This is a genomic window from Bradyrhizobium sp. SPXBL-04 (assembly GCF_051853035.1).
GTDB classification, from domain to species: Bacteria; Pseudomonadota; Alphaproteobacteria; order Rhizobiales; family Xanthobacteraceae; genus Bradyrhizobium; species Bradyrhizobium zhanjiangense.
Map to the genome: position 1 here is coordinate 5,380,803 of NZ_CP182472.1, position 24,102 is coordinate 5,404,904.

The following is a 24,102-nucleotide window of genomic DNA, read 5'->3' on the forward strand; positions in this document are numbered from 1 at the left end:
CTGCCTGATTTGTGAGTGGCGAGACGAAGCCGTCTCATGCGAGCAGTACAGGACCGCACGCCGCATTTTTCGTTGAGAATGAAGTGTATCGCCGCCTTGAATCTGGATAGGCGCGGCCCCCGAGGTCGAATATTCTGAGGGCTGCTAGTGCTGCCCTCAGCATTGTCTCAGTCGTAATGGCAAACGTAGATCTTTCGCACGGTCTCGATCGTGCGCCAAACGCCGACGAAGCCGGGTTTCATCACAAAGCTGTCGCCGGCGCGGTACCTTCTGGTCTCACCACCCTTTTCCTCGATTTCGATGAGGCCCGAAAGAATGTGGCAGAACTCGAAGGTGGTGCCCTTGATGGAATGGGTCTCGCCCGGCGTTGCTTCCCAGACGCCGGTCAGTACCTTCTCGCCTTTCGAGGCGTCCTGGGCCCAGGTCTTGAACGATGGATTGCCGGAGATGAGCCGTTCCGGAGCAGGCAAGGCGTTCTTCGGCGCGAAGTCCGGATTGGTGTCGATGGTGACCAGAAGTGACATGGCGCTTTTCCTGTTAGTAGCCGAGCGTTCGATCGACAAGGCCGATCGGATTTCGTCCAGCGCGGTGCCGCCGGATGTTCTCTATGACGGATTGTGCTGCCGTATGCGGTTGCGTCACGGACGCGATGTGCGGCGTGATGATCACCTTCGGATGGCACCAAAGTGGATGATTTTCCGGCAGCGGCTCGGGATCGGTGACGTCGAGCATCGCTGCTGCCAAATGCCCGCTATCCAGCGCCTCGATGAGCGCGCCCTGGTCAAGCTGCGGGCCGCGGCCGACATGCAGCAGCCTCGCTCCGACTGGCAAAAGCGAGAAAAGTCTTGCGTTCAGGATGCCGCTTGTTTGCTCCGTCAGGGGGAGAAGACAGACGAGGATATCCGTTCCTCGCAGGAAGTCGCCAAGCTGGTCGTCGCCATGAAAGCAGGCGACTCCCTCGACCGTTTTCTTCGTGCGGCTCCAGGCGGCAAGCGGAAATCGAAACGGCGTCAGGCGATCGATCGCAGCTTGCGCCAGGATCCCAAGCCCGAGGAAGCCCACGCGCCGATCGGTCGACTGTACACTTGCATGGGCTTGCCATAGGCCCCTTCCCTGCTGCTCCCGATAGGCCAGCATCTCCCGATGGAGCGTCAGAACGCCGAGCACGACATATTCCTGCATCATGCGTATGATGCCGTCTTCAACCATGCGCACGAGTTTCACGCGGTCCGGCATGGTCTCAGGCTTGAATTGATCGACCCCCGCACCGATGGAAAAGAGCATTTCCAGATTTCGAAACCGCGCGACATCATTGGGTACGTTCCAGGTCAGCAGGTAGCGTACCTTTTCCGGTTCGACGCATTCACCGGAATGATAGAATTCCAGATCAGGGAGCTCGCGCGCCAAGGCCTGCCGGAAAATGGCCCCGCGAGCGGCATCGGAATTGAAAAGAAACGCCATCGACGTATTCCTCTCATGTCCTCGCCGGGGATGCTGGGCGTTGAGACCGGCTTGGCCGGCCACTGAGGTCTGGAAGGGCGGCGAGCCCTCCCGCGAAGCCTTCAATATTCATTGGGGCTCACCCTGCCTGCTGTTGCCGGATATCGATAGGCGGCAACCAGGAGCTTTCCCTGCTGAATCGAGTTGCGCTTGCGGCGGAACATTCCGAATACTGCCTGCCAAACAGGCGAAACCTGCTGGCCTTCCGCGTTATGCTGCTGCAAAACAGGCTTGTGCGGCGCGAAGCAGAAGGCCGGCGAGGCCCCAAGTTTGGGTGCCGCAAAGGAACGGATGAGCTGAATGGGACGAACGGTACGCGTGAAGTCCTTTGAACTGGTGGCCAAGGACATCAACGACGTTGACGTGAAGCTGCTCCACGCGCTTTCGATCGGTGTCGGCTGGCCGCACCGCCCCAAGGATTGGGATTTCCTGCGCCGCGCCGGCCACGGCATCGTTGCCGTGGATGGCATAGGGCGCGTCTTCGGCAGCGCGATGTGGTTCCCTTATGGCCACGAATTCGCGACGATTGGCCTGGTGATCACATCGCCCCGAACCCAGGCACAAGGTACAGGCCGCTGGCTCATGGAGCAGGTCTTCGAGCGGTGTGGCGATCGGAATTTGGCCCTCAACTCAACCCATGCCGCCTATCATCTGTATCTGTCGCTGGGGTTCACGAAGGAAGCCACGGTGTATCTGTGGCAAGGAGAGGCCGTCTCACCACCTCCGCCGGTGCCGGCTCTGGCCGGTGAATTGAGCTCGCTGTCCACTGCGAACATCGGAGAGATCACGGCACTGGATGAACGCGCGTTCGGAGCTAACCGGCAGAAGCTGCTAGCATTGCTTTCTGAAGGTGCCTCAATCTCCGTCTTGCGCCGCGGCGGAGAGGCCGTCGGTTTTTCCATGAAGCGAGAATTCGGGCGCGGTCATGTGATCGGCCCGATCGTGGCCAGCAATGATTGGGACGCGGTCCATCTCACGGCTGTACATCTCAAAGACCTCGCGGGGCAATTCGTCCGCGTCGATACGCGGGAGCAGACGGGTCTGTTTGCGGACTTCCTTCAGCAGAGCCGCCTCGGGGTGAACGACACCGTCTCGACCATGTCCAAAGGAAAGCGATTTCTGAACCGGAAGGAAAACGAGCCGTGGGTCTACGGATTGGCCGGTCACGCCTTGAGCTGAAGCGCCGTCCATTTCAACTCGATCAACTCGCTGCGGCGGCAGCCGGTCAGCGCAAGCTGGCGAACGATGTCCACAATCGTGGTGTACTTCTCCTGCTTGGCAGCCTCGCGGAGCATCCGACCCAGTATTCGGTACTCCGCCTCCGATAGCCGACGCTTTCGCGCCTGGTCCCTTGGCTTGCGGAGGCCATGGGCGGGGTTGCTTTCGACAGTGCGGCTTCGACCGCATAGGTCAGGATCCGGCAGGCGATATCCCCTGCCCTCTGTAATGCCGGTCGCTCCAAGCAGGAGGCTACCCCAGTCCCTGCTTGCGTTGGCTCTGATGAGATTTTTCTTGATTTCCCGGTGCACACGTCGTGCACACGACGCCTCTTAACTCATTGAGAAACTTGAACTCTCGCTCCAGTCCATCATGGGCTAACTTGAGCAAAACAGAGGCAACATGAGCAACCTTCAAGAAGCGAGCGATAAAGTATATAGACTGGATAACTCGCCATAGGTTCAAGTCGAGAGTGCGTTGCCTCATTTCGTCGTACATGTCGGAGCTGCGATACGCTCTTCAACGTCCAGCTCGGCGAGAACTGCCAGTATGGGCAGAATTCTCGCGGAGATTGCGCGATCGCCCTTGTCGGGTGACGTGATAGGCAACCAGATGCTCGCCCCCTCCGCCGCCTCTTCGAGCGATGGCTCACGTTCGCCAAGCGCGTCCTGATCTGCAACTTGACAACGGATTAAGAACGACATCGCAGGCGACTGCATCACAGTTGGCGACCTGCCGGCATGTTGCGCGACGCGCGCTTGGCGCTCTTGGTCCGCCACTCAGAAACCGGACGCGCTGGCCAGAATACGCGCGGTGATGACGCGGCCTTTCCCCTCAGATCTATAAGGCGGCGCATTCGGGGCACGCAGACCTGCTCCGCGTCATAATGATCGACAACATAGCGGCGGGCGCTTTCGCGGAGCACGAAAAATTTTGCCGGCCGCTCGAGCACTTCGACGACCCGCCCGGCAAGCTCGTCAACTGCGAAGAATGGGACCAGCAGGCCATTTTCGCCCGAATTGATGACTTCGCGCACCGGCGCCGTGTCAGAACCGATGACGAGGCAGCCAGTGCTCATCGCCTCCAACATCGACCAGGACAGCACGAAGGGGTATGTAAAATAGACGTGCGCCGATGATACCTGAAGGGCTGCAATGAAGGTCTGGTACGAGACTCCTCCCATGAAATGAACTCGCGACAGGTCCAGGCGATCGCGCATCTCGTCAAGGAAGATCGACTTCCAGGTTGTGCCCGCCGGGGGCGGAAGTCCGTAGGATACGCCATCCCTGCCGATGATGACGATCTGTGCGTTCGGCCGCCGTCTCAAGATCTCAGGCAGCGCGCGCATGAAGATGTGGTAGCCCCTAAGCGGCTCGAGATTGCGCGCGACAAACGTCACGACCTCGTCGGACGGTCGGACGTGCTGTCCATTCGGCAGCAGCAGGAGCGCCTGCGGATTCGGCCGCATGCGCGCCGTGTCGACGCCCTCGTGAATTACGTCGATCTTGCCCTGGTAATGTGCGGGAAACGTCGATTGCTGCCACTTCGTTGGCGAAATGCCCATTTCGCAATCCTCAAGCGCGAGCAGGGTCGTCGCATTCTTCAACTGGAGCCCGATGTGACCATCGAGCCCAGGCATTGGAAATTCCGGATCAAATCCGATGTCACGCCCCTCGGCCCCGTAAAAAAATTCACAATAGATGAGCAAACGTGCCTCGGGAAACATCGTACGCAATGGCAGCGTCTCACCCCACCCGGGATGGGCGAGAATCAGATCCGGCTTGAACCCAGACGTCGCTAGACTCGAAAGACTGTACAGCACCTGTTCGGCACGCCGGCACTCGACATCGAAGCGTCGTGCAAACGGATGCGTTCCTGAAACGTCAGCGTCAGGAAGCGCGTATTTGATCAATCGTACGGACGGCATCGATCTTGCAGTCGATGCACCGACGGCTACGACCTCGAAGCCAGGCTCCTTGGCCAAAGCAGCCGCAATGTTGCGATACTGTGCCGGGAAATTGTTGTGAACGATTAGGATCTTCATCGACGCCGCTCTCGGCCCAGTCCCTTGTGGCATGCAATCAATCGGGAACGAGTGCAAGCCTAGGAGATATCTATAGCAAGAGTTGGCGACAGCGAAGCACGCAGATTCCAACAGGTAATTGAGTTTAAACTTTATCTGTTCTCGTCTTGCTCGCTCCATGAGCAAAGGCGCCATCTGATTGAACAGACTCAAACTCGAAGCTTTCGATGCGCCTGACATTTTCCTGCCCCAAATTAGCGCGATTAACTTCAAACGTATGCCACTTTGGGTTTTGTTCTCCCCACGCGAGTTTTTGATGATTGCTTTAACCTTAGAGACCCAAATCCAAGCGCGCGGTGAGCGATCCGATGACGATTAAGCAACCCCCTTTCGACCCTGAGTTGTGCAACTGGCATCCTGACTTGATCGGCGTCGATGATATCGCGGACTTCATCGCGCTGCTGAGAGACGAGAATGAAAGGCTTCGTCAGATTGCGGAGCTGCTCAGTGCAGAAACCGAATACATGCGCCGATCTCTATTGCCGCCGGATTGGCGTCCCGCCGTTCGCTTGAGAAGCGTTCCCTAGGGCTCTTGTTCGCGGACCGGTTCGTCGTCCCGACGCTCCGAATCTCAGGGGATCACGCAAAATCGTCGAGCGAGAAGAAGCAATCTTTGATTCATCGAATCTGATTGGGGGCAATGATGGATGATGTTGAGCAGCAGAAGGTCGTAAGTCTAGATCGGGGACTCTTCCTCGTGAGCTACAAGAGTGCGGACGATCTCGCTTCGCCGCCGCACGTGACGGTTGTACCGACGCAGGGACATGAAGGGCGCATGGAGCTCATCATGCATCCCGACGCAACCGAGCCGACACTTTGGGAGCCGAATTCGGGTCTGATGGTCCGGGTCAACACCCCCGGCACGTTGCAGATTCAGGTTCAGCCGATGCGACCCGGCGGATCGCGCGCGGCCATGGTTCGTATCGAACCGATTCAGTCCGGCCAAGCGCCGCTCGGCGCGCAAAATGAGAGCCTGGCCATGCACGCAAATGTTGCAATGGACGGTCTCAAGATCCTCGGCCACGTCGCAGGTCGCGGCGATGTTGTCGTCGCGTCTAATGCTTGGATTGCAGGTCCAGCGGCTCCATCGCGCATCGAAGGAATTGCCCTTGAATGGCCGGAGAAGCCGGCGGGTCTCGATATTCGCTATGCGGTCCAATTCCCCATTAGCCAGGCGGGGAGCGGCAAAATGGTGTCGCTCGGGACCTATGCCGGCACGCGTGGACGTGCCTTGCCGATTACAGGCGTCGTGCTGGAAATCAGTGGCGCCGGGGGATTCGAGTTCGTGGCGGAAGCGACGTTCTTGAACGCGCCGACCTTGCGCGCCGTCGGCAAACGCGTCGTTCTGTCGGGGCCGACTAGCCGCGAGCCTCTGGTTGGCATTCGCATCGGCGTCAACCAGTTAGCAGCCTCGGACAATGTCGTCGTTCCCGCAAAACCGTCACGAAAACCGGCCGGCTCCAGCCGGGTCCGCGTCTTCCGCAGCCGGGCGCGCCAAGAGAGCTCCATCGGCTAGGGGCAATCCGAAAATGGAGCCGCGTAGCGTGGGTGAGCGATCGGCTGGGTCGGACCACCATCGCAAGATTCCCGATGTTTCCTTCCTTGTCGGGCCTCACGCGCATATCGCGCTCGAACGCCTCGCAGCCGAGGCGTTGACCACGCAGGAGTTCGCGACGGCGCTCAAATACGCCGATCGACGCATTCGAGTTTCGCCTCCACCAGCAGCGCACTGCTTCGTTCTCCGCGCCGAAGCCGCTTGGAGGCTTGGACTTAACGAAGCTGCCCTGTCCGATCTTGCACGGGCGCTTCTTGTCGATCCTTACGATGTCGGCGCCAACCGCCGGATGCTGGCGTGGGCTGTCGACGAACGACGACTGGCCGCAGCCGCTCAACTAATACGCCGCGAAGGCAATCCGGCCATCCTTCGAGCTGCCATCGCGGAGCTGAGGCGTGCCGGGGGCCGCCATTGGGCGGCCTGCTCTGTGTTCGACAATCACGTGACGGGCTGGGTCGCCTGGACCAACGCCCTTTCCGTCGAAATTAGCCTTGCAACCGAAGACGGCACGCTGACGAGCATTCTCGAACCCAATCCGTTTCACCCCCTGGCGAGCGCAGATGTGCAGGCAACAACCTTCTTGGTTCGGCGGCCACCGTCCACTACAGCTCAAATCGTGACGCTGAGATGCGGCGAAGACGTCGTCCAGGTTCGACGCGTGGCGCCCAACCTCACCTCGACGATGAACCTCCGAGCCGCTCGCGATTCTTCCATCAGAATCGGACCGGACGTCGACCTGCCGACCGTTATTGTCCCCGTCTATGGGGATACGCGGGCAACGATCGAATGCTTCGAGAGCCTCGACAAGGCAAGGCGTCCACGAGGGACTGGTAAGGACGCCTTTCAGGTTCTCGCCATCGACGATGCCAGTCCGGAAGTGGAGCTGCGGCCCCATCTGAGCAAGCTTGCGGAGGCAGGCAAGATTCGTCTCCTTATAAACCCGGTCAATCTCGGCTTTGTCGGCGCGATCAATCGGGCGCTGAACGAGATCCAGAGGGGTGACGTAGTACTGCTCAACTCCGACACGCTCGTTCCGCCCGGCTTCGTCGATCGGTTAGCCAACGTGGCATATTCGGCGCCAAACATCGGAACCGTCACACCACTTTCCAACAACGGCGACATCTTTTCCTTTCCAACGCCGAACGACGTTAATCCGATGCCGCGCTATGACGAGATTGTCGCAATCGATCGCGCCGCCAGCGCAGCTAATGCGGGGAAAGCGATCGATGTCGCAACCGGCATCGGATTCTGCCTCTATGTTACACGCGCCTGCCTCGACAGTGTGGGCAAGCTCTCGGACAATTTCGATCGCGGTTATCTCGAAGACATCGATCTCTGCCTCCGCGCGCGGACCAACGGCTTCCGGAATGTTTGCGCGCCGTCGATCTATGTCGGACATCACGGCTCCAAATCTTTTCAAGAGGAGAAGCGCGGTCTCGTACTTCGCAATCTTAACTTTTTGGACCAGCGATTCCCGGACTACCGGGAGGAATGCCGCGCCTTTGAAATCGCCGATCCATTACGGCCGGGGCGCGCTGCGCTCGAGCGTGCGCTGCCATGGCCCGCTGAGCCATCGGTACTAGTTCTCGCGGGAGCGCGGACCTGCCCTGCCGTGACCGACGCGCGGATACGCCATCTGCGCCTGCATGGCGAGCGCACGGTACTTCTCTCGCGGGACGACAACGTGCTTCACCTCCGAGCTGCCGACGGAGGTTTGCCGCAGACCACGCGTTTGAGGCTCGACACAGAGGCAAATCTCGCCAGCGCTGGCGACATCCTGAGGCGACTATCCCCAACGCGTGTCGAGATCCTTGAGCCAAACCCGCCGCCGCGGCTCATCGAGCTGATACAGTGCCTCGATGTTCCGATCGATCGCTGGCTGATATCGGAGAGCATTGGCGAGATTGCTTCCCTGCCCTCCGGTACAACTCCACTTTTCGTGCCTAGCAAAATGGCAGAAGCCTATGCACAAAGCAGGTGGCCCGATCGCAAGATCGTGCTGCATGACTGGCCCACATGTTTCGTGACACTGCCGCCAATCTCCGCCAATGACAAATCCCTTGTAATCGTTCCCTCGACGCCAACGCTCGCATCCCTGCGCATGATAAAAACATTGGCCGATCGTCTGTGGCGGCGCGAACCATCGCTACCGATCGTCGTCGCCGGGGCGACCTGCGGCGATGATCGCCTGATGTCACGGCCCAACATCTTCGTCACGGGCGCGATTGCCGCAGACGAACTTGGCGATGTCCTGAGACCGCATAATCCGGGCTGGATCCTCACCGATTTTGAGCAGCCCGTCTTCGGCCATCCTCTCGTCGAGACCGCCAGACAGGCGACAAGGCCAGTCGCCTACCGCGACTGGTCCGGCGGCGCGCTGAAGCCCCGCAAAGGCGACCTTGCCATTTCTGCCATTGTGAACGCGGCAGCGCTTGCCGATCTCGTGGTCGACTGGGTCACGCGGTCCTGAGTATGTCGCGTCTCTCTCGCCACCCATCCGAATTGTCGATCAGACCAAAGCTCGTCAGCCGGCTTGAGCTCGCGCGCGATGGCACGTTGTCCGGCTTCGTCTACGACGCGCAGGTGCCGGAGCGCCGCTATAGCGTCGAGATTTTGCTCGACGGCCTGGTGTTCAGCACAACCTATGCCGACGCCTTCGTTCCCGAACTTGCTGAACAAGCGCATCAGGCGAGTTGCGGATTCGCGATCACGATTGAGCCCGATCTGCTGCGCGCCGCACGCACCCTCGAGGCCCGCCTCGCCAATCTCGGCACGCCCGTCGGCCAGCCGTTCGATTTGGAGAGCGAGTACGCAAATCGCGCCGATCTGCGCAAGACGTGCCAGTTGCGCTGGCTCGGCGGGCTGCATTTCCAGGGCTGGATCGATAGCGACTCCGCGCTCTTTCTGGAGGCAATCGTCGACGGAGAGGCTGTCGCCCAGGTTAATGCAACCGCCTGGACGCATGTTGGCGAAGCTGCGGCACACCGGAATGCGCGCGCTTTTGATTTCCACGTCCCGCAACGCTTTGCCGACGGGCGCGTTCACCGCGTTTCGTTGCGCAGGGAGGACGGTGAGCCAATTCCAGCGACGGCCGTCTTTGTCGCCTTTCCCGACGGCCTTGCCGGAATGATCGACGCGCTCGGCGGCTACGGTGCCGAGCGCCTGCGCGGCCAGCTGTATGATCAACTGATTCCCGCCTCGCTTCCGTTCTCCGACTACGTGAATTGGCGCGATCGCTTCCCGCTGCCGATGCCGCGAGTAAGTGCCCTTTCGCTCGCGGTCGTCGTCGCCGGCGCCCCCGGCGCAGAGCAAACGCTTGCCGCGCTGGAGACCCAGACCCACGAAAGCTGGACGGCAGGCGTCATTGACGGGGAGCCACTCTCCGTCGACAGCGACGCTCTGTTGGAGTTTCTGGACGGCGCCGCCTCCGATTCACATCACATCGTCATCGCGATGGCGGGTGTGGTGCTCGAGCCGAATGCCCTGGCCCGCATTGCCGCAGCATTCGACGCCTATCCGGATGCGATCGCCCTGTACGGAGACCTCGATTTTCTCGCCGAGGATGGCCGGCTCTGGCCGCTGGCCTTTCCTGCATTCGACTACGAAAGGATGCTGGAGCAAGGCTATTGTGCGCATTTGTTTGCTGTTCGACGAGACGCCCTGCTCACCGGCCTTGAGGTTCGTCCCGACAATCTTTACCGCCTCTTCAACTGCCTGCTCGACCACGCTGGTCCACGTGAGGACAACATCCTTCATCTGCCCGGAGCAGTGGCGACGCTTCCTAAACTCGATCGAACGTATGCCAGCCATCAGCTTGCCGCGGCGAGCCAAATGCACCTTGACGCACGTGCCGTCAGTGCCGACGTCACCCCACAACAAGTTAACCTCTTTCCTGCGGTTCGAGTTGGTCGAGCGATTCCGCGCCAGCGCGTGACAGTGGTCATCCCGACCCGAGACCGTCTCCCGCTCTTGCGCACCTGTATCGACAGCATCGCGCCGGCGGTCGAGTGCTGCCGCGCAGATATTCTCGTCGTTGATAATGACAGTGTCGACCCCAAGACGATCGCCTATCTTGCAGGCTTGGCGAGACGCGGCGTGCGGACTTTGCGGGTCGAAGGTCCCTTCAATTTCGCGAGGCTGAACAATCAAGCTGCAGCAACACTCGACAGTGACGTGCTCTGTCTCCTCAACAATGACATCGAGGCGAGTTCCAAAGACTGGCTCGAGGAGATGCTCACGCGGCTCGCCGAGCCTGATGTCGGTGCGGTCGGCGCGCTCCTGACTTGGCCTGGCGGCGTCGTTCAGCATGGCGGTGTCGTCCTGGGAATGAATTTCGCGGCGACTCACGCCTTTACCGACAGATTCGGTGATGATCCCGGATTTCTCGATCAGCTCCTTGTCGCGCACCAATGCAGCGCCGTGACAGCGGCCTGCCTCGCAACCAGACGCAGCGACTATCTTGCCGTTGGCGGGATGGACGAGTCGCGCTTCGCGGTCGCCTTCAACGACGTCGACTATTGCTTACGGTTGCGCCAAGCGGGCAAGCGTATCGTTTTCACGCCGCATGCGAAGTTGGTTCACGCCGAATCAGCTAGCCGCGGGCGGGATGATCGCGCCGACCGGCGCAGCCGGTTCGAGCATGAACTCAATCTGCTTCGGGCGCGCTGGGGTGAATGGCTCAACGAGGACCCTACCTACAATCCGCAGCTCTCGCGCGACGGGATTCCCTACAGCGGCCTCGCCTGGCCGCCCGGGCCACGCGCCCCTCGCTACAATCATCTCAAACCGGCGCGCGACGTGCCGTTGGGGTTCTGAGGCGGCGCCTCATCGTCCTTCAGGCCGCCGTGCGCCCCCTTCGCTCGATCCGCCGTTCAGTCACGAATAGGCTCGCTGCTGGAGCTGGCGCGCCGGCTCGGCGCTTGCTGCTTTTTCTTGCAAGGCAACGAAATCGTCGAGCTCGATCGATAACGCGTCCTGCCAATTCGGCGTGGTCACTCCAAACTGTTTCTTCAGGCGCGACAGGTCGAGCCGCGAATTGCCGGGCCGTATCGCCTTGGTCGGGAAATCGGCCGTTGCGATCGGAATGACGCTTTCAACCTCGAGTCTTAGGCCGCGCGACCTCAGGCCGGCAACGATCGCGCTCGCAAAGCCATGCCAACTGGTCTCGCCGGCGCAGACGAGATTGACGACGCCGCCTTTGCGGGCGAAGAGCTCATTAAGGTTCGACAGATTTGGCAGCACGATATCTGCAATCGCGTTGGCGATCGTCCTCGCAGTGGTCGGCGCGCCGATCTGGTCAGCAACGATGCGCAGCTCTTTGCGCTCTGCCGCAAGCCGCGCGATCGTGCGTAGGAAGTTGGCGCCCTTGGCGGCGTAGACCCAAGAGGTACGTGCAATCAGATGCGGACCGCCTGCTGCGCAAATGGCGGTGTCACCGGCGAGCTTGCTCGCGCCGTAGACCGACAACGGCCCCGTTGGACTATCCTCGCGCCATGGCGCCTTCCCGGAGCCGTCGAAGACGTAGTCCGTGGAAAAATGTACCAGCGGCACGCGACGTTTCGCAGCCCATTTGGCGATCGCCTCGGGTCCCCCCGCATTGATGCGGAATGCGAGCTCGCGCTCGTCTTCCGCGCGGTCCACGGCGGTATAGGCCGCGGGGTTGATGATGAGATCCGGCTGGAACGTGTCGAGCGCCCCGACGAGTCTGTCAGGCTTCGACAGATCGAACTCATTGAGGTTAGGCGCGATGATTGTGCCTAGTCGAGCCAGGAGTGGTTTCAATGCACCTCCGACCTGCCCGCCGGTTCCCGTCAACAGTATCCGCATCAGACTTGCCCATACAATGGAAGGTTTTTTATGTCGGCAAGCAGCGGCGCGTCCGCGTCCTTGGCCGAGAGCGACGGCTTTTCGATACCCCAGTTGATACCGATCGCCGGGTCGTCCCAGCGGATCGAAACCTCGTTCTCCGGACTATAGAAATCATCGCATTTGTAGAAAAAGTCCGCGGTCTCTGAGAGCACCAGGAAACCATGCGCGAAGCCGCGCGGAACCCATAGCTGCCGCCGATTCTGCTCGCTCAACTCGACGGCAACGTGACGTCCGAAATTCGGGCTCCCGACGCGGATGTCGACGGCGACGTCGAGCACCTTGCCCCGCAGCACGGCGACCAATTTGCCCTGTGTAAGGGGATTTTGCAGATGCAGACCCCGCAGCACGCCGCAGCGCGAACGGGACATGTTGTCCTGCACGAAGGGCCGCGTGATGCCGTATGTGATGTAACGAGTGAATTGATAGCTCTCGACGAAGAAGCCACGGTCGTCGCCGAAGAACTTGGGCTCGATGATGAGGACTTCAGGAAGCTCGGTCCGGATCACATTCATTTTCGTAGCACTGCGAATTCTTGCCGACCGACACCGGTGTTTCGGCGTCGTCACTAACTTGTACTCTTCACATTATATGTTATGGTTGTGATAAGTAAACTGTGAGGAGCAATGAAAGGCATCATTCTCGCAGGCGGCACCGGCTCTCGCCTCTATCCCGTGACGACCGTCGTCTCGAAGCAACTTCTGCCGGTCTTCGACAAACCCATGATCTACTATCCGCTCTCGACGCTAATGCTCGGCGGAATCAGGGAAATTTTGATCATCTCCACGCCGCAGGACAAAGCGCTTTTCGAGCGCCTGCTCGGCGATGGCAGCGAAATCGGCTTGCGTTTCTCCTACGCTACGCAAGCGACTCCGCGCGGACTTGCCGACGCGTTCATCGTCGGACGGCATTTCATCGGCGACGATCCGGTCGCCCTTGTGTTAGGCGATAACATTTTCTACGGGCACAGCCTGCCTGGTATGTTAACTAAGGCATCCCTGCGCAATAAAGGCGCTACCATATTCGGTTACGTCGTCAACACACCCGAGCAATATGGCGTGGTCGAGCTCGATCAGGCCGGCCGCGCGCTTTCGATCGAGGAGAAGCCGAGACAGCCGAAGTCCAACGTCGCGGTGACCGGCCTCTACTTCTACGACAACGACGTGGTCGACATTGCCGCACGCATCAAGCCGTCGGCTCGCGGCGAGATCGAAATTACGGACGTCAACAAGGCCTATATGGATCGGGGCGATCTCTATGTGGACGTGCTCGGTCGCGGCTTTGCCTGGCTCGACACCGGTACGCATTCCTCGCTCGTCGAAGCCAGCCATTTCGTCCAGATCCTCGAGCAACGCCAGGGCCTGCGCATCGCCTGCCCAGAAGAAATCGCGTTGCGACAGGGCTACATTACGATTCAAGCGTTCGAGCGAGTGGCCGCGAAAACCGCCAAGAGCAGCTACGGCGAATATCTACAATCTGTCGCACGCGCGCACAGAGCAGCCTGATTCGTCACACGGAGTTGATTGATCATGCGCTTGAAGGGATTGACCATCTTCGTGACGGGCGGAGCCGGGTTCATCGGCTCCGCGGTCGTACGACATCTCCTTCGCAACAGCCATGCACGCGTCGTCAACCTCGACAAGCTCACCTACGCCGCGAACCTTGGTTCCCTGCCCGGCGCGATGGAAAACCTCAACTACGCCTTCGAGAAGCAATGTATCTGCGACGCGCCGGGTCTGCGCCGACTGTTCGAGCACTATCAGCCCGACGCTGTGTTGAACCTTGCCGCAGAGAGCCACGTCGACCGCTCGATCGACGGCCCCGGCGAATTCATCCAGACCAATATCGTGGGGACGTTCACACTGCTCCAGGAGACCCTGCGCTACTGGAGGACACTATCTCCGGACAAGCGGGCGCGGTTCCGCTTCCAGCATATCTCCACGGACGAAGTGTTCGGCTCGCTCGGCGAGGAAGGCATATTCACGGAAACCACGCCCTACTCCCCCAGTTCACCCTACTCCGCAAGCAAAGCTTCATCCGACCATTTGGTGCGCGCCTGGCATGAGACCTACGAGCTGCCGACGCTCCTGACCAACTGCTCGAACAATTACGGCCCCTATCACTTCCCTGAAAAGCTGATCCCGCACATGATCATCAAGGGCCTAGCCGGAGAGCAGCTTCCCGTCTACGGCGACGGAAAAAATGTTCGCGATTGGCTCTATGTCGAGGATCACGCCAAGGCCCTCACACTCGTGCTAGAGCACGGAGCCGTCGGCGAGACCTATAATATTGGTGGTCGGAACGAGCGCACCAATCTCCATGTGGTTGAAAGTATCTGCGATCTCCTCGACGAGATTAGTCCGGGTCAAAGCGGGCGGCGCCGCGATCTCATCACCTTCGTCGCCGACCGTCCCGGCCACGATCGCCGCTACGCGATCGATGCCTCGAAGCTCGAACGCGATCTCGGATGGCGCGCAGAGGAGACTTTCGAGACCGGCATTCGCAAGGTCGTGCACTGGTACGTCGATCAACAGCCGTGGTGGCAGGCGATCCTGGAGCGCGGATATCAGACCAAGCGGGTTGGACTCGCCCAGCAGGTCTGAAAGAGGCGGCATTCTGCCTCAAAACCCGGCGTTTTCTCAATCGAGGACGAGATGCACAACACCGAGATCAACAAGATATATGAGACCTATGCGCCTCTTACCGACCAGGAATGGCGGTCCGATCTGGTCAGGAGCATCAGAGAGCCTTCGATACGAGGCATCGCCTTCCCCTCATTTCCGTCAGCGGACCTGCAGCGCCATCTGCAGGGAAACTCGAATGAGATGGCGATCAGAGGTGCGCTCAGCTTTCGCGAGCACTGCGTCGGCGTCTTGAACGCCAACGGCGCCTCCCTCTCCAAGGACAGCATCCTGATCGACTTTGGAACCGGCTGGGGCCGCATCGCGCGCGCTTTTATGAAGGATGTGCCCGCGGCGAACATCTACGCGATTGAACCGTTCGACTTCATCGTCGAAGCGCGCAAGGCGAACAGCTATATCAGCTTCGTCAAAACCGATCCGTTGCCACCGCTCCCGTTCCGTGACGGATTTGCGACCCACTTCGTCACGTGGTCGACTTTTTCACACTTTAACCAGCACTATTTTGATCGGTGGATTTCCGAAATTGCCCGCATTCTCAGACCAGGTGGCATTTGCTTCATAACGACTCTCGGCATTCGGTTCTTAGAGGACCTGAAGGAAGCACACCGAAAAAAGATCAATGGTCAAGAGATACACTTCTGGATAGATCTCATTCTGAAGCGGCTTCCCCATGACGCGATCGACACCGCAATAGCGGAAGTCAGGTCCGGCAATTTCTTTTGGCTGCCCTCGGACTCAGTGGCGCGCAGCGAGTTTGCAGAATGCTTCGTAACGGACAGATATCTCTCCGATAAGTTCTCCAATCTATTCGCTGTCATCGACTATGCTGATCACGGACAGTTAGCCCAAGATTGCATAGCACTGAGACGAAAGTAGAGCGTGGTGCCGCAGCTCTCAAAAGACGTTTTCGAGGGAGACGACGGCCATCTCTTCCTGGTCGGTGGCAGCAACGACGTCGCACATCTTTTCTCCGAATCCGACCACAATCTCCAATTGATCTGTTCTGCATGGAAAGCTCTCCTGACCAGCAGAAAGAGAGCTGCTACGGATAGAAGAATCAAATATCTTCATTGTTTTGTTCCGGACAAACTCTCGATTCTCAGGACGAAGGCACTCGCCGTCACAGCTCAAATGAGATTTCCGGCCGAAATCCTGGAAGAAAGCGATGATGCCGAGTTGCGCGGGATCTTGGTGCCGCTAACCAAGTATCTCAGAAAGCAGGCAGGCAACTACGAAATATTCCATCGGACCGATACTCATTGGACGGTGGAGGGCTGTTTCAGCGCCTATCAGATGCTGTGCTCTTACATGGTGATACCGCAAAAGGCAGATCTGATCACGCGGAACGCACCAGCCCGCGAGGGTAGCTGGGATCTCGGCTCTAAGTTGACGCCAAAACGGTTCGAGACGATCCGGTTCGGACGTTTTGGCATCGGAGCATCCCGGGTCGAGGCCAACGATATCGTGACCGCGCGTGAAACCGCCCAAGTGCCGAACGATCTGTTACTGCACGTCGGATCGATCGTCGAATATCGCAATGAAAGACACCCTCTGGCGAAAGTGCGGATGCTCGTGTTCGGTGATTCCTTTTTTGAGTATCGGCCTCATATGCTCACCGGAATGTTTGCCGAGACCGTCGATGTCGTGATGTTTGTCTGGTCGGCCGCCATCGACTGGAAATTGGTCGACGAGTTCAAGCCGGATATTCTCCTGACAGAGATTGCGGAGCGATTTGTCCGCGTCATACCAATGGATGACATCGATATCAGGCGCCATGCGACCAACAAACTTCAGTCTGTCTTGCGTTCGCAAGTCCGAACGGGGAGCTTCATGACCTGAAACGGGAACCGCGCATGCCTCCAAGCGTGGAACAAACTCCCGTGGCGCGAGTTCTTGTCCCTCACGTCTACGAGGCGTGTGCAGCTTGTTCTGGAACGATCAGCAGCTCCGCGGATGTCTCCCGAGGCAAATGAATGGCCCCACCTATCTGGTCGTAACCGTAGATGTCAGCCATCTCGTACCTATCAACGCGTCGGACTCTTCTGCGAGCGTTTCTCGCCAGCCTTCTGCTTCCCACCCGCAGTTACGCAAGAACTCGATGCCCGATCTTCGGAGCCATAAGGTGGGACGCACAATACTGCGACACGAGGGGGGAACCCTGTTATGAAGAAGAAAAAGCTCTGAGTCCCCAACGCTGGCAGTTTCGTGCGCCGCTCCATAGCCGTCTGACTGATTCCAAAACGTTGCAATTCAACGCTACCGAGGCCTCGTTCGACCAAGAGATACGGGTCGCTCATGCGGCCGGTCTCGGCTATTGGGCATATCTAGCGTACGGCGGCGATGGCAAACTGGATCTCGCGCACTCGATGATGCAGGGGCTGAAGTACCATCGTCGAAGCGGCATTGCCGATCAGATGAACTATTGTCTGATAGCGACCTTGGACACGCTAGGTCGCGCTAACGGATTCGACGAAGCAACAAAGCGCATTCACGGTCTCTTTTCGGACCACAACTACCAGAGAACGCAAGACGGCAGACCGCTTCTGTTCCTCTACTACCTCGATGCCCTATTGCCCTCTTACTGGAACGGTTCGCTCGCCGAGCTCGGGAAATCGCTGTCTCACCTGCGAAATCAGACGACTTCTTCGGGTGGTAGAACTCCCTACATCGTACTTTTGCACACACCACCTGCTACAGCTGAAACGATCCGAAAGCAGATAGGCGCCGATGCCGTTTCGGCATATGGGATAAATTTCGGGCCAAACAGGTCTGGCACTTATCCCGAGCTCCAACGACACGTAGAACAATATTGGGAAAATGAGTTGGCCCACACCTCGGGCAGTGTGGTGCCGACCGTCATGGTCGGCTGGGATTCGCGACCGCGAAAGGAGACCCCTCCCGCGTATGACAAACGGGATTACACGCGCATCGACAAGAGTGCGCATGTCGCGATCGCAACCCCTAGCGAGTTCTCTTTCGCCTGCCGACAGGCGTCGCGCTTCATGTCGAACCATCCGGATCGATGCCCCTATCAGATTGCGCTGATCTATTCCTGGAATGAATACAGCGAAGGTGGAGCACTGGCCCCGACCTTGGGTGATCCGTCCGCCTCATTGTTGAGAACTGCGAGCGAGGTTCTGAAGGCTTGTCGCGCGGGAGAGAACTAAACATCACACGCGGTCCAGGTCCAACGACGGCACCCGCGATCAGCCTCGGCTGTACAAATCAGATCGTACGATAGCAAACACTTGCAATATACTGCGTCGATGTACCCGGCAAGGAAGCGGCCACTCGTCGCTGTAAGCACACACGCTTTCCGCTTATGACCGGCTGTTCGATCTGGAACGACGGATCAACCGCAATGCTACCGCACGGCATCATGCCATGACGCCATTTTGGTATCTCAGTCTAGAGATCCCGTTCAACCATAAGGACCACGATAAGGCTTTACTGATTTGTACTTGATGCCGGAATGAGTGATCAGTTCATCGGTCACTCTGGACGCGCTTACATGCCCGCTGCAGTTCCGGAATCTGAGGCTAGAGACGGTCAGTTCTTGACGATGAGTTTGTTAGCCGAGAGAAATCGCGTGTATGCTGGATAGAGCCCTTGATAGCGTCGCGCGAGACTTCCGAGCCCGACACGACTATAGAGTTGCGCCACATCGATTTTATCAAGATCAACGATGGAGACGAATGGCATACCTAGGAACCGACACATATCCTCGGTCCTTGTATCGTGACAGATGACAAGAGCAGGAACGCCGCGTTGTAGAGCGGCCATGCAGCCGTGAAAGCGACTCCCGAACACGAAATCATAGTTCTGAACGGTATCGAGCCAGTCATCCACGTCGAAAAAGACCCGCACGTGATCGGCCGCCCACTTCCGTACGTCGACCTCGGGGGCGACGTTCGCCAAGAATGTTGAAATTTCCTTCAACGCTTCTTCAGAATTCCGAGCCTGCTTGTCTGCCAATCTGATTTCGGCCTGCTCGCTTTGAGCAACGAAATCCGCTTTCCAGACTATTCCCGTGCCGTAGATTTCGCGCACGAGCCGGAGCATCCTTTCCTTGTCGAACGAATGACCGACGACGTCTCGCGACGCGTTGATGGAAAGGCGCTTGACCTCTTCAAACGGCCGCCGGGGGATGTTCATGCCGTGAGGTCCTCCCATGTAGTAGGAAGGGCATCCGGTCACAGTCACATTGTGCACACCGCGAAGCGCAAGAACTTCTTGAGTGTAGGGGCCGCGAACGCCGATGCTGACGGCTCTTTCGGCAATAACTTTCACGAACCGCTCGGTGCCAGGCATCAAGCTTATGTTCGGGTCGTAGTTGCTTGATTGAGCTCCGAGACCCACTATCGCCACCGGCAGGTCGGCCCGCTCGATATATTGCGCCATGCCGCCCAAATCAAATTTGGGAAACAGGAAGTTGGCCGCCGCAACGACGATTATGTCGAAGCGCTCATGCACTGCCCTGGGATCGATACTGTGATCCCACGAGAGGTCGTCATACACGAGACGATCAAGCAGCCCGCGCGCAATCAACTGGTTCCCGGTATTGCCTCCGGTCTTCGCCAGCTTTGAAATTGGATCTTCGCCAACTTCCGCGGAAAAGCTCGGCGTTGCTCCAAGCAGAAAAATCTTCACTGTGCTCCTCCGGCGGCGATATCGATCCTAAACCAATATGTAGCGCGCTTATTCCCACCCATATTGCTCTCCACCACCATCATCCAAATAACTTTGCGGCCACAACAAGGATCGTCACCGCATCTTCATCCTACCTTCTCTCTGATCGCTGATTTCCATTGCGCCGCCTCGGCTTCGTAGTCAGCCGCAGGCGACCGCCCTTCTCCGCCACCAATCGATAGAAAGTGTGCTTCCGCCGATTTCACCCGACCATCTCTAACGGCTGCCGCGACGTCGGGATATTTGCCGAGATACCATTCGGCATCTACGGCCGGCCCTCCTCCGCGGCGGCCCTCAAAGTAGCCGAAGCCTATGTAGTGCATGTGTGCACTTTCGAGCTCCCCACGAGAAATGGCCTTTGCGACGTCGGGATTCTCCCGCAAATAGCTGTCCTCGTCGAAATCGGCAGCGGCTACGGCGATCTGTAGCAACAGCTTGAGCAAGCCTGCCGGCACCTTGACATAGCCGGAACCATCCAAAGCGGACTTGTCGAGGTTTAAGGCACTCATCAACGATTCAGCAGAAGGCACAAACATCAAATCACCCAAAAACGCCCTTAGTTGCAGTCACCACGATCACATCCCGGCGGCAGCGCGCGCCGCAGCTTTTGCTGTCCGCTTCGGCTTCTCGGCGTCACTGGCTGTTCCCAGCAATTGCACCGACACCTCGTCGAGGTAGGCAGCCTGCGCTCCGATTTCCCGCTCTCCGAAGCCGAACCGCTCGCGCGCGAGGCGGTGCATCGTATCGATCTCTTCGATGTGCTTTTGCGCCTTCAACGAATGGGTGACGCTCGCCGCATGGCGACGGTGAACGTTGAGGGGATCGGCGACATAGGCAATTTTCGCGCCCGGTGCCGCAAGCGCCTCGAGATAGAGCAGCCAATCACCAGCCATCCGAAAGTTCGTTAGACGGTCGTGGCACGCACTCAGCGCGCGCAATAGCGCCTCCCGACGCCACAGAACCGAGCTGACATTCAGAATCGTATTCCGGACACCGAGGTAACGGGTTACGAAGTCGCGACCGCCGAAGATCTCGTTGCGCGATAGCGCACCAGGCTCGATCGTGGCGTAATACGGCTTATAGCTCGCATAGAGATGCGCGCCGTCGGCATCAATGGACTTCGAGTCGGTAAAACCGATGGCGATGTCCGGATCGCCCTGCATGAGCGCGAGCAGGCTGGAGATGAAGGTCGGCTCCGAGAGATCGTCGGCCTCGGCGATCCAAAGGAACTCCCCCTTCGCCATCTCGGCAGCCTTCGCCCATTGCGCGAACACCGAGCCGGAATTCTGTTCATTGATGACGAGGGTGAGATCACGCTGGCGCTGGTCCGCAAGCTTCATGATGACGGAAATGCTGTCGTCGGACGAGCAGTCGTCCAGCACGATGATCTCCTCGACCGGATGGTTCTGGTCGAAGATAGTGTAAAGCCGCTCCGGCAGGCAGTGCGCATAGTTGTAGTTAGGCACTGCGACCGAGACGGTGGGCACGGATGGAACGGCAAGCCGGAGGAGATCGCGGACATAGTCTGCGAAGGCGAACTTGGTCTGGATGATCTCAGCCATGCGGGCACGCTCGGCGTCCGATGGCGTCCAGCGCAGAAAATTCTCCACGGCCTGTGCCATCGACGGCGCATCGCAATAGGGCACGACACGGCCGACGTTCTCCTTGAGAAGGAAGCCCGGAATGCCGCCGGAGTCCTGAAACGCAACGACGGGCACGCCGACGCTGAGCGCCTCCAGCGCCACTGTCGGGAACGGGTCCTCGCGTGAGGTCAACGCGTAGACGTCGGAGGCGGAATAGAGCGCCTGCATGTCCGAACGATAGCCGGCGAGATGGAAATGGCCGGTGGCCTCGGCCCGCTTGATCTCCGGCCCCAGCCATTCCTGCAGGCTTGGATCGATGCCGCCGGCCCAGCAGAAATGAACATTTGCATCGCGTCGTCGCACCAGGTTCCAGACTTGCAGAAACAGGTCAAAGCCCTTGCGCAGGTCGGCATAGCCGACGCCGAGCACCATCTTGTCGGCGGGCGCAATGCCAAATTCCTTGCGAACGAGCGCGGCCTCCGTCGGCGCCGGCTCGATCTGCTTGTAGCTACCCTGCGCGCGAATGAGGAAACGCTCGTCAGTCGCATCAAGCCCGAGCGCTTCGACGAGCTTGTCGCGTACGAAGTCCGAGGCGAACACGACATTATGCGCACTCCCGATCGCCGCCCGTGCGATCTCCTCCAGGTGCTTCTCATGCAGGATCCGCGGCAGTTCGTGCACCAGGGAAACGGTCCGAAAGCCCATTTCAACGAGGAACTTCGCGGCGCGCCCGCTCGCCGCCGTGTTGGCGATGGCCGCCGTAAAGCCCTTTTCCCGGAAGTGTCGCAGCGTCGCAGGGATCTCCGAGGCCTGCTTGAGCACGGTGAGTGGAGCGACCGAGGCGTATTCGGCCTCCATCGCTCCGCCCTGAAGCAGGAGATATTCAACCTCGATGTTGAAGGCGCTGCGCAGCGTCTTGCCGATGTTGAGCAAAAGATGCTGCGCGCCGCTGGGGAACGCATCATGTCCGACCAATAGAACCTTGGGCAATGACAGGTCCCGGGTCAGACCGGTAGCCGCACGCGCAGTGGCATTCAGGTAAGCCGAGCCGAAATGCAGATCAGGCTCGAGATAAGCGCCTTCACACCATTCGTTCCAGGCGTTGATACAGACGAACGACTCGCCGAAGAAGGTGTGAGTCTGCGCCTGGTCGACCAGCGCCGACAACCAGGCTTCATATTTCTGCGGGGTCGAACCCTGGATCACCAGGCCCGAGCCCTGCCGGCGGGCATCATTGTCCCAGCTCGGCACCACCGTTTTGATCAGTGGAAACTTCGGACGCGGCTCCTCGAGCGAATATTTGGCGACATCGTCATAGCTATAGATCTGACCCGCATAAGTGTCGTCCAGGATCTTGGCTTCGGAGTTCACCAACGGCACGTATTTGGTCAGCTTGTGCGGCGGAAACTCGATCGCGCCGTCCATGCCGCTCGCAGCCGGATCATAATCATCAAAACTCTGGCTCATGATGATGATCGGATCTTCGTTGAATTTCTTCGCGAAGATCGATCGCCAGCGCGCGATCACACTTGCCGTATTCGGAATGAGGCGCGGCCGATAGATCATCAGGAGCGGCCGGCCCTGGATACGAATGTAGCGCTTGTCCTTGAAGTGCCGGTTGAAGTCGGACAACAGGCGCTCGTCATCATCGGAGAGGTAGTCCTGCGAGATCAGGACCTCGCCCTCCATGCCGTCCCAGCGCCGTGTCCAGTTCTCGTTGGCCCACATCAGGCAGAACGGCATGTTGATATCGCGCGTCTTGAGGAACTGCTCCAGCGGCTTTTCCAGGAGGCGCTTGCCGTTGAACCAGTAGTAATAATACACGAAGCCGTGGACACCCGCCGCCTTGGCGAGCTTCGCCTGCTTGCGCATGGTCTCGATGTCGGCAAGCGAATAGAAGCCCAGGTCGCGCGGAATCCGCGGCTGGTAGTGATCCTTGAACCGCGGAATGCCGCGCGCGATGTTCGTCCATTCGGTGAAGCCGGTGCCCCACCATTTGTCGTTCTCAGGAAAGGCGTGAAACTGCGTCAGATAGTAGGCCAGCACCTTGGCGCGCGGCTTGGCGCCGGCCGGCAATGGACGCAGCTCCTCGAACAGCGGGCTCGGCCGGGTGAACCGCTTGATCTCCGCCGGGATGGTGGCTTCGTCCTCCGGAGGTGACGGATAGATGCCATCCTCATGGCGATGCTCGAGATAATGCAGAAGCGGATTCTGATCCGTCTTACCCTTGAAGTAGCGCTGAATATAGAACTTGGTGTCGAAATCCGCTGACGGGTTGCGCCCTTCCTTGTAGCCATGAAAGATGAAATGCTCGAACGGATCGACGCCGGCCGCGGCGACGTCCTGGTAGGCCTGAAGATAGTATTGCGCGTCAAATTCCGGGATCGGGCTGAACGGGCCCAAGCGGTTCTTCAGATAGTGCGCGAGCGGGCTCTCGCCTTCCGGAATGCCGTACTTCTCCCGATACCAGGCCGGCTGAAAATAGGGGCTTGGCCGCCGTCCATCGCGCTCGCCGACCGTCGCATAATGCAGGAACGGATGTGCATCCGCCTCCTGCACATCGGGATAGGTCGTGACGTACCAGATCGGGTCGAAGATCGGATTTGGCTTACGACCTTCCCTGTAGCCATAGAGGAAGAAATGCTCGAATGGATCAGCGCCGACCGCGATCACGTCCGGATAACTCGCGGCGTAGAAGTCCTCGTCGAACAGACCGAGGCCCCTGAGGGTGCGCGCGGCATCTGCAAGGTCGGCGGCCGGCGCTGGCTGCTCGACTTCGCGCGACGGCTGTCTGCTCGCCGGTCCCTCGGCGGCGAGCTCCTTCGCAGAACTGTTTGGCTTTGTGGCGCCCGGTTCTGGCTTGGATTGCAGCCTTGCGGCAGCACTGCGCCTTGCCCGTGGTTCTCTCTGACCGGCGTCGCGCGCGAGCTTCGAAAGGAAATCAGCCATTGTTACTCATTCATGCAT

The 24,102-nt window shown here is 59.1% G+C and carries 20 protein-coding genes; 10 read left to right on the forward strand and 10 right to left on the reverse strand.

Annotation, left to right across the window (positions count from 1 at the left end; genetic code table 11):
• Positions 1 to 167: 167 nt before the first annotated feature.
• The 3 genes from ACNJX8_RS25690 to ACNJX8_RS25700 form a co-directional block, all read right to left on the reverse strand.
• Entirely contained in the window at positions 168 to 524 is a 357-nt protein-coding gene (locus tag ACNJX8_RS25690; RefSeq protein WP_027544597.1) for a cupin domain-containing protein, read from the reverse strand.
• 13 nt (positions 525 to 537) lie between these two features.
• Positions 538 to 1,461 (reverse strand): 2-hydroxyacid dehydrogenase, encoded by a 924-nt coding sequence (locus ACNJX8_RS25695; protein ID WP_439357175.1) that lies wholly within the window; start codon positions 1,459 to 1,461, stop codon positions 538 to 540.
• Positions 1,462 to 1,562: 101 nt separating this feature from the next.
• Positions 1,563 to 1,844, reverse strand: a complete 282-nt coding sequence (locus ACNJX8_RS25700; RefSeq protein ID WP_249761999.1) for a hypothetical protein — start codon at positions 1,842 to 1,844, stop codon at positions 1,563 to 1,565.
• On the opposite strand from ACNJX8_RS25700, the gene ACNJX8_RS25705 reads away from it, so the two are divergent.
• The gene (locus ACNJX8_RS25705) at positions 1,801 to 2,679 is read left to right on the forward strand and encodes a GNAT family N-acetyltransferase (protein ID WP_128955438.1); all 879 of its coding nucleotides are present in this window, start codon (positions 1,801 to 1,803) and stop codon (positions 2,677 to 2,679) included. The two genes, ACNJX8_RS25700 and ACNJX8_RS25705, sit on opposite strands and share 44 nt — an antisense overlap.
• Here ACNJX8_RS25705 and ACNJX8_RS25710 read toward each other — a convergent pair.
• Together ACNJX8_RS25710 and ACNJX8_RS25715 are read right to left on the reverse strand one after the other, a co-directional pair.
• Positions 2,664 to 2,795, reverse strand: coding sequence for a hypothetical protein (locus ACNJX8_RS25710; protein ID WP_439357176.1), 132 nt, complete (start codon positions 2,793 to 2,795; stop codon positions 2,664 to 2,666). The genes ACNJX8_RS25705 and ACNJX8_RS25710 overlap by 16 nt on opposite strands.
• A 641-nt stretch (positions 2,796 to 3,436) precedes the next feature.
• Positions 3,437 to 4,762: a glycosyltransferase family 4 protein gene (locus ACNJX8_RS25715; protein ID WP_439357177.1), complete on the reverse strand. Its 1,326-nt coding sequence runs from the start codon at positions 4,760 to 4,762 to the stop codon at positions 3,437 to 3,439.
• A gap of 347 nt (positions 4,763 to 5,109) precedes the next feature.
• Here ACNJX8_RS25715 and ACNJX8_RS25720 point away from each other — a divergent pair, with 347 nt between their 5' ends.
• The 4 genes from ACNJX8_RS25720 to ACNJX8_RS25735 all read left to right on the forward strand — a co-directional run bounded on the left by ACNJX8_RS25720 (position 5,110) and on the right by ACNJX8_RS25735 (position 11,171).
• Positions 5,110 to 5,328: a hypothetical protein gene (locus ACNJX8_RS25720; protein ID WP_439357178.1), complete on the forward strand. Its 219-nt coding sequence runs from the start codon at positions 5,110 to 5,112 to the stop codon at positions 5,326 to 5,328.
• Between the two features lie 113 nt (positions 5,329 to 5,441).
• Positions 5,442 to 6,317, forward strand: a complete 876-nt coding sequence (locus ACNJX8_RS25725) for a hypothetical protein (protein ID WP_439357179.1) — start codon at positions 5,442 to 5,444, stop codon at positions 6,315 to 6,317.
• Between the two features lie 28 nt (positions 6,318 to 6,345).
• Positions 6,346 to 8,826: a glycosyltransferase gene (locus tag ACNJX8_RS25730; protein WP_439357180.1), complete on the forward strand. Its 2,481-nt coding sequence runs from the start codon at positions 6,346 to 6,348 to the stop codon at positions 8,824 to 8,826.
• Positions 8,827 to 8,912: 86 nt separating this feature from the next.
• Complete coding sequence (locus ACNJX8_RS25735; RefSeq protein ID WP_439357181.1) at positions 8,913 to 11,171, forward strand: glycosyltransferase family 2 protein; 2,259 nt, start codon at positions 8,913 to 8,915, stop codon at positions 11,169 to 11,171.
• 60 nt (positions 11,172 to 11,231) lie between these two features.
• Here ACNJX8_RS25735 and rfbD read toward each other — a convergent pair whose 3' ends face one another.
• Together rfbD and rfbC are read right to left on the reverse strand one after the other, a co-directional pair.
• Positions 11,232 to 12,182 (reverse strand): dTDP-4-dehydrorhamnose reductase, encoded by a 951-nt coding sequence (gene rfbD / locus ACNJX8_RS25740; protein ID WP_439357182.1) that lies wholly within the window; start codon positions 12,180 to 12,182, stop codon positions 11,232 to 11,234.
• Positions 12,182 to 12,736 carry a dTDP-4-dehydrorhamnose 3,5-epimerase gene (gene rfbC, locus ACNJX8_RS25745; protein ID WP_439357183.1) on the reverse strand — a complete coding sequence of 185 codons (555 nt, stop codon included), beginning with the start codon at positions 12,734 to 12,736 and terminating at the stop codon, positions 12,182 to 12,184. The genes rfbD and rfbC overlap by 1 nt, the downstream gene beginning before the upstream one ends.
• A 111-nt stretch (positions 12,737 to 12,847) precedes the next feature.
• On the opposite strand from rfbC, the gene rfbA reads away from it, so the two are divergent.
• From rfbA to ACNJX8_RS25770, 5 genes are all read left to right on the forward strand, one after another.
• Entirely contained in the window at positions 12,848 to 13,726 is an 879-nt protein-coding gene (gene rfbA / locus ACNJX8_RS25750; protein ID WP_249760922.1) for a glucose-1-phosphate thymidylyltransferase RfbA, read from the forward strand.
• A gap of 24 nt (positions 13,727 to 13,750) precedes the next feature.
• Positions 13,751 to 14,824 (forward strand): dTDP-glucose 4,6-dehydratase, encoded by a 1,074-nt coding sequence (gene rfbB, locus ACNJX8_RS25755; RefSeq protein WP_439357184.1) that lies wholly within the window; start codon positions 13,751 to 13,753, stop codon positions 14,822 to 14,824.
• Between the two features lie 51 nt (positions 14,825 to 14,875).
• Positions 14,876 to 15,739 (forward strand): class I SAM-dependent methyltransferase, encoded by an 864-nt coding sequence (locus tag ACNJX8_RS25760; protein ID WP_438109385.1) that lies wholly within the window; start codon positions 14,876 to 14,878, stop codon positions 15,737 to 15,739.
• A 3-nt stretch (positions 15,740 to 15,742) separates the two neighbouring features.
• Positions 15,743 to 16,702: an alginate O-acetyltransferase AlgX-related protein gene (locus ACNJX8_RS25765; RefSeq protein WP_439357185.1), complete on the forward strand. Its 960-nt coding sequence runs from the start codon at positions 15,743 to 15,745 to the stop codon at positions 16,700 to 16,702.
• A gap of 404 nt (positions 16,703 to 17,106) precedes the next feature.
• Positions 17,107 to 18,030 carry a hypothetical protein gene (locus ACNJX8_RS25770; RefSeq protein ID WP_439357186.1) on the forward strand — a complete coding sequence of 308 codons (924 nt, stop codon included), beginning with the start codon at positions 17,107 to 17,109 and terminating at the stop codon, positions 18,028 to 18,030.
• 382 nt (positions 18,031 to 18,412) lie between these two features.
• Here ACNJX8_RS25770 and ACNJX8_RS25775 read toward each other — a convergent pair whose 3' ends face one another.
• The 3 genes from ACNJX8_RS25775 to ACNJX8_RS25785 all read right to left on the reverse strand — a co-directional run bounded on the left by ACNJX8_RS25775 (position 18,413) and on the right by ACNJX8_RS25785 (position 24,084).
• A complete protein-coding gene (locus tag ACNJX8_RS25775) occupies positions 18,413 to 19,513 on the reverse strand; it encodes a polysaccharide pyruvyl transferase family protein (RefSeq protein ID WP_439357187.1) in 1,101 nt (366 codons plus the stop codon).
• A 125-nt stretch (positions 19,514 to 19,638) separates the two neighbouring features.
• Positions 19,639 to 20,100 (reverse strand): hypothetical protein, encoded by a 462-nt coding sequence (locus ACNJX8_RS25780; RefSeq protein WP_249760916.1) that lies wholly within the window; start codon positions 20,098 to 20,100, stop codon positions 19,639 to 19,641.
• A gap of 27 nt (positions 20,101 to 20,127) precedes the next feature.
• Entirely contained in the window at positions 20,128 to 24,084 is a 3,957-nt protein-coding gene (locus ACNJX8_RS25785; RefSeq protein WP_439357188.1) for a glycoside hydrolase family 99-like domain-containing protein, read from the reverse strand.
• Positions 24,085 to 24,102 lie beyond the last annotated feature (18 nt).

What these genes read in the sequence shown, in the direction of transcription:
- ACNJX8_RS25690 (WP_027544597.1), bottom strand. Translation starts at nt 524, where the DNA reads ATGTCACTTCTGGTCACCATCGACACCAATCCGGACTTCGCGCCGAAG.
- ACNJX8_RS25695 (WP_439357175.1), bottom strand. Translation starts at nt 1,461, where the DNA reads ATGGCGTTTCTTTTCAATTCCGATGCCGCTCGCGGGGCCATTTTCCGG.
- ACNJX8_RS25705 (WP_128955438.1), top strand. Translation starts at nt 1,801, where the DNA reads ATGGGACGAACGGTACGCGTGAAGTCCTTTGAACTGGTGGCCAAGGAC.
- ACNJX8_RS25710 (WP_439357176.1), bottom strand. Translation starts at nt 2,795, where the DNA reads ATGCTCCGCGAGGCTGCCAAGCAGGAGAAGTACACCACGATTGTGGAC.
- ACNJX8_RS25715 (WP_439357177.1), bottom strand. Translation starts at nt 4,762, where the DNA reads ATGAAGATCCTAATCGTTCACAACAATTTCCCGGCACAGTATCGCAAC.
- ACNJX8_RS25720 (WP_439357178.1), top strand. Translation starts at nt 5,110, where the DNA reads ATGACGATTAAGCAACCCCCTTTCGACCCTGAGTTGTGCAACTGGCAT.
- ACNJX8_RS25725 (WP_439357179.1), top strand. Translation starts at nt 5,442, where the DNA reads ATGATGGATGATGTTGAGCAGCAGAAGGTCGTAAGTCTAGATCGGGGA.
- rfbD (WP_439357182.1), bottom strand. Translation starts at nt 12,182, where the DNA reads ATGCGGATACTGTTGACGGGAACCGGCGGGCAGGTCGGAGGTGCATTG.
- rfbC (WP_439357183.1), bottom strand. Translation starts at nt 12,736, where the DNA reads ATGAATGTGATCCGGACCGAGCTTCCTGAAGTCCTCATCATCGAGCCC.
- rfbA (WP_249760922.1), top strand. Translation starts at nt 12,848, where the DNA reads ATGAAAGGCATCATTCTCGCAGGCGGCACCGGCTCTCGCCTCTATCCC.
- rfbB (WP_439357184.1), top strand. Translation starts at nt 13,751, where the DNA reads ATGCGCTTGAAGGGATTGACCATCTTCGTGACGGGCGGAGCCGGGTTC.
- ACNJX8_RS25760 (WP_438109385.1), top strand. Translation starts at nt 14,876, where the DNA reads ATGCACAACACCGAGATCAACAAGATATATGAGACCTATGCGCCTCTT.
- ACNJX8_RS25785 (WP_439357188.1), bottom strand. Translation starts at nt 24,084, where the DNA reads ATGGCTGATTTCCTTTCGAAGCTCGCGCGCGACGCCGGTCAGAGAGAA.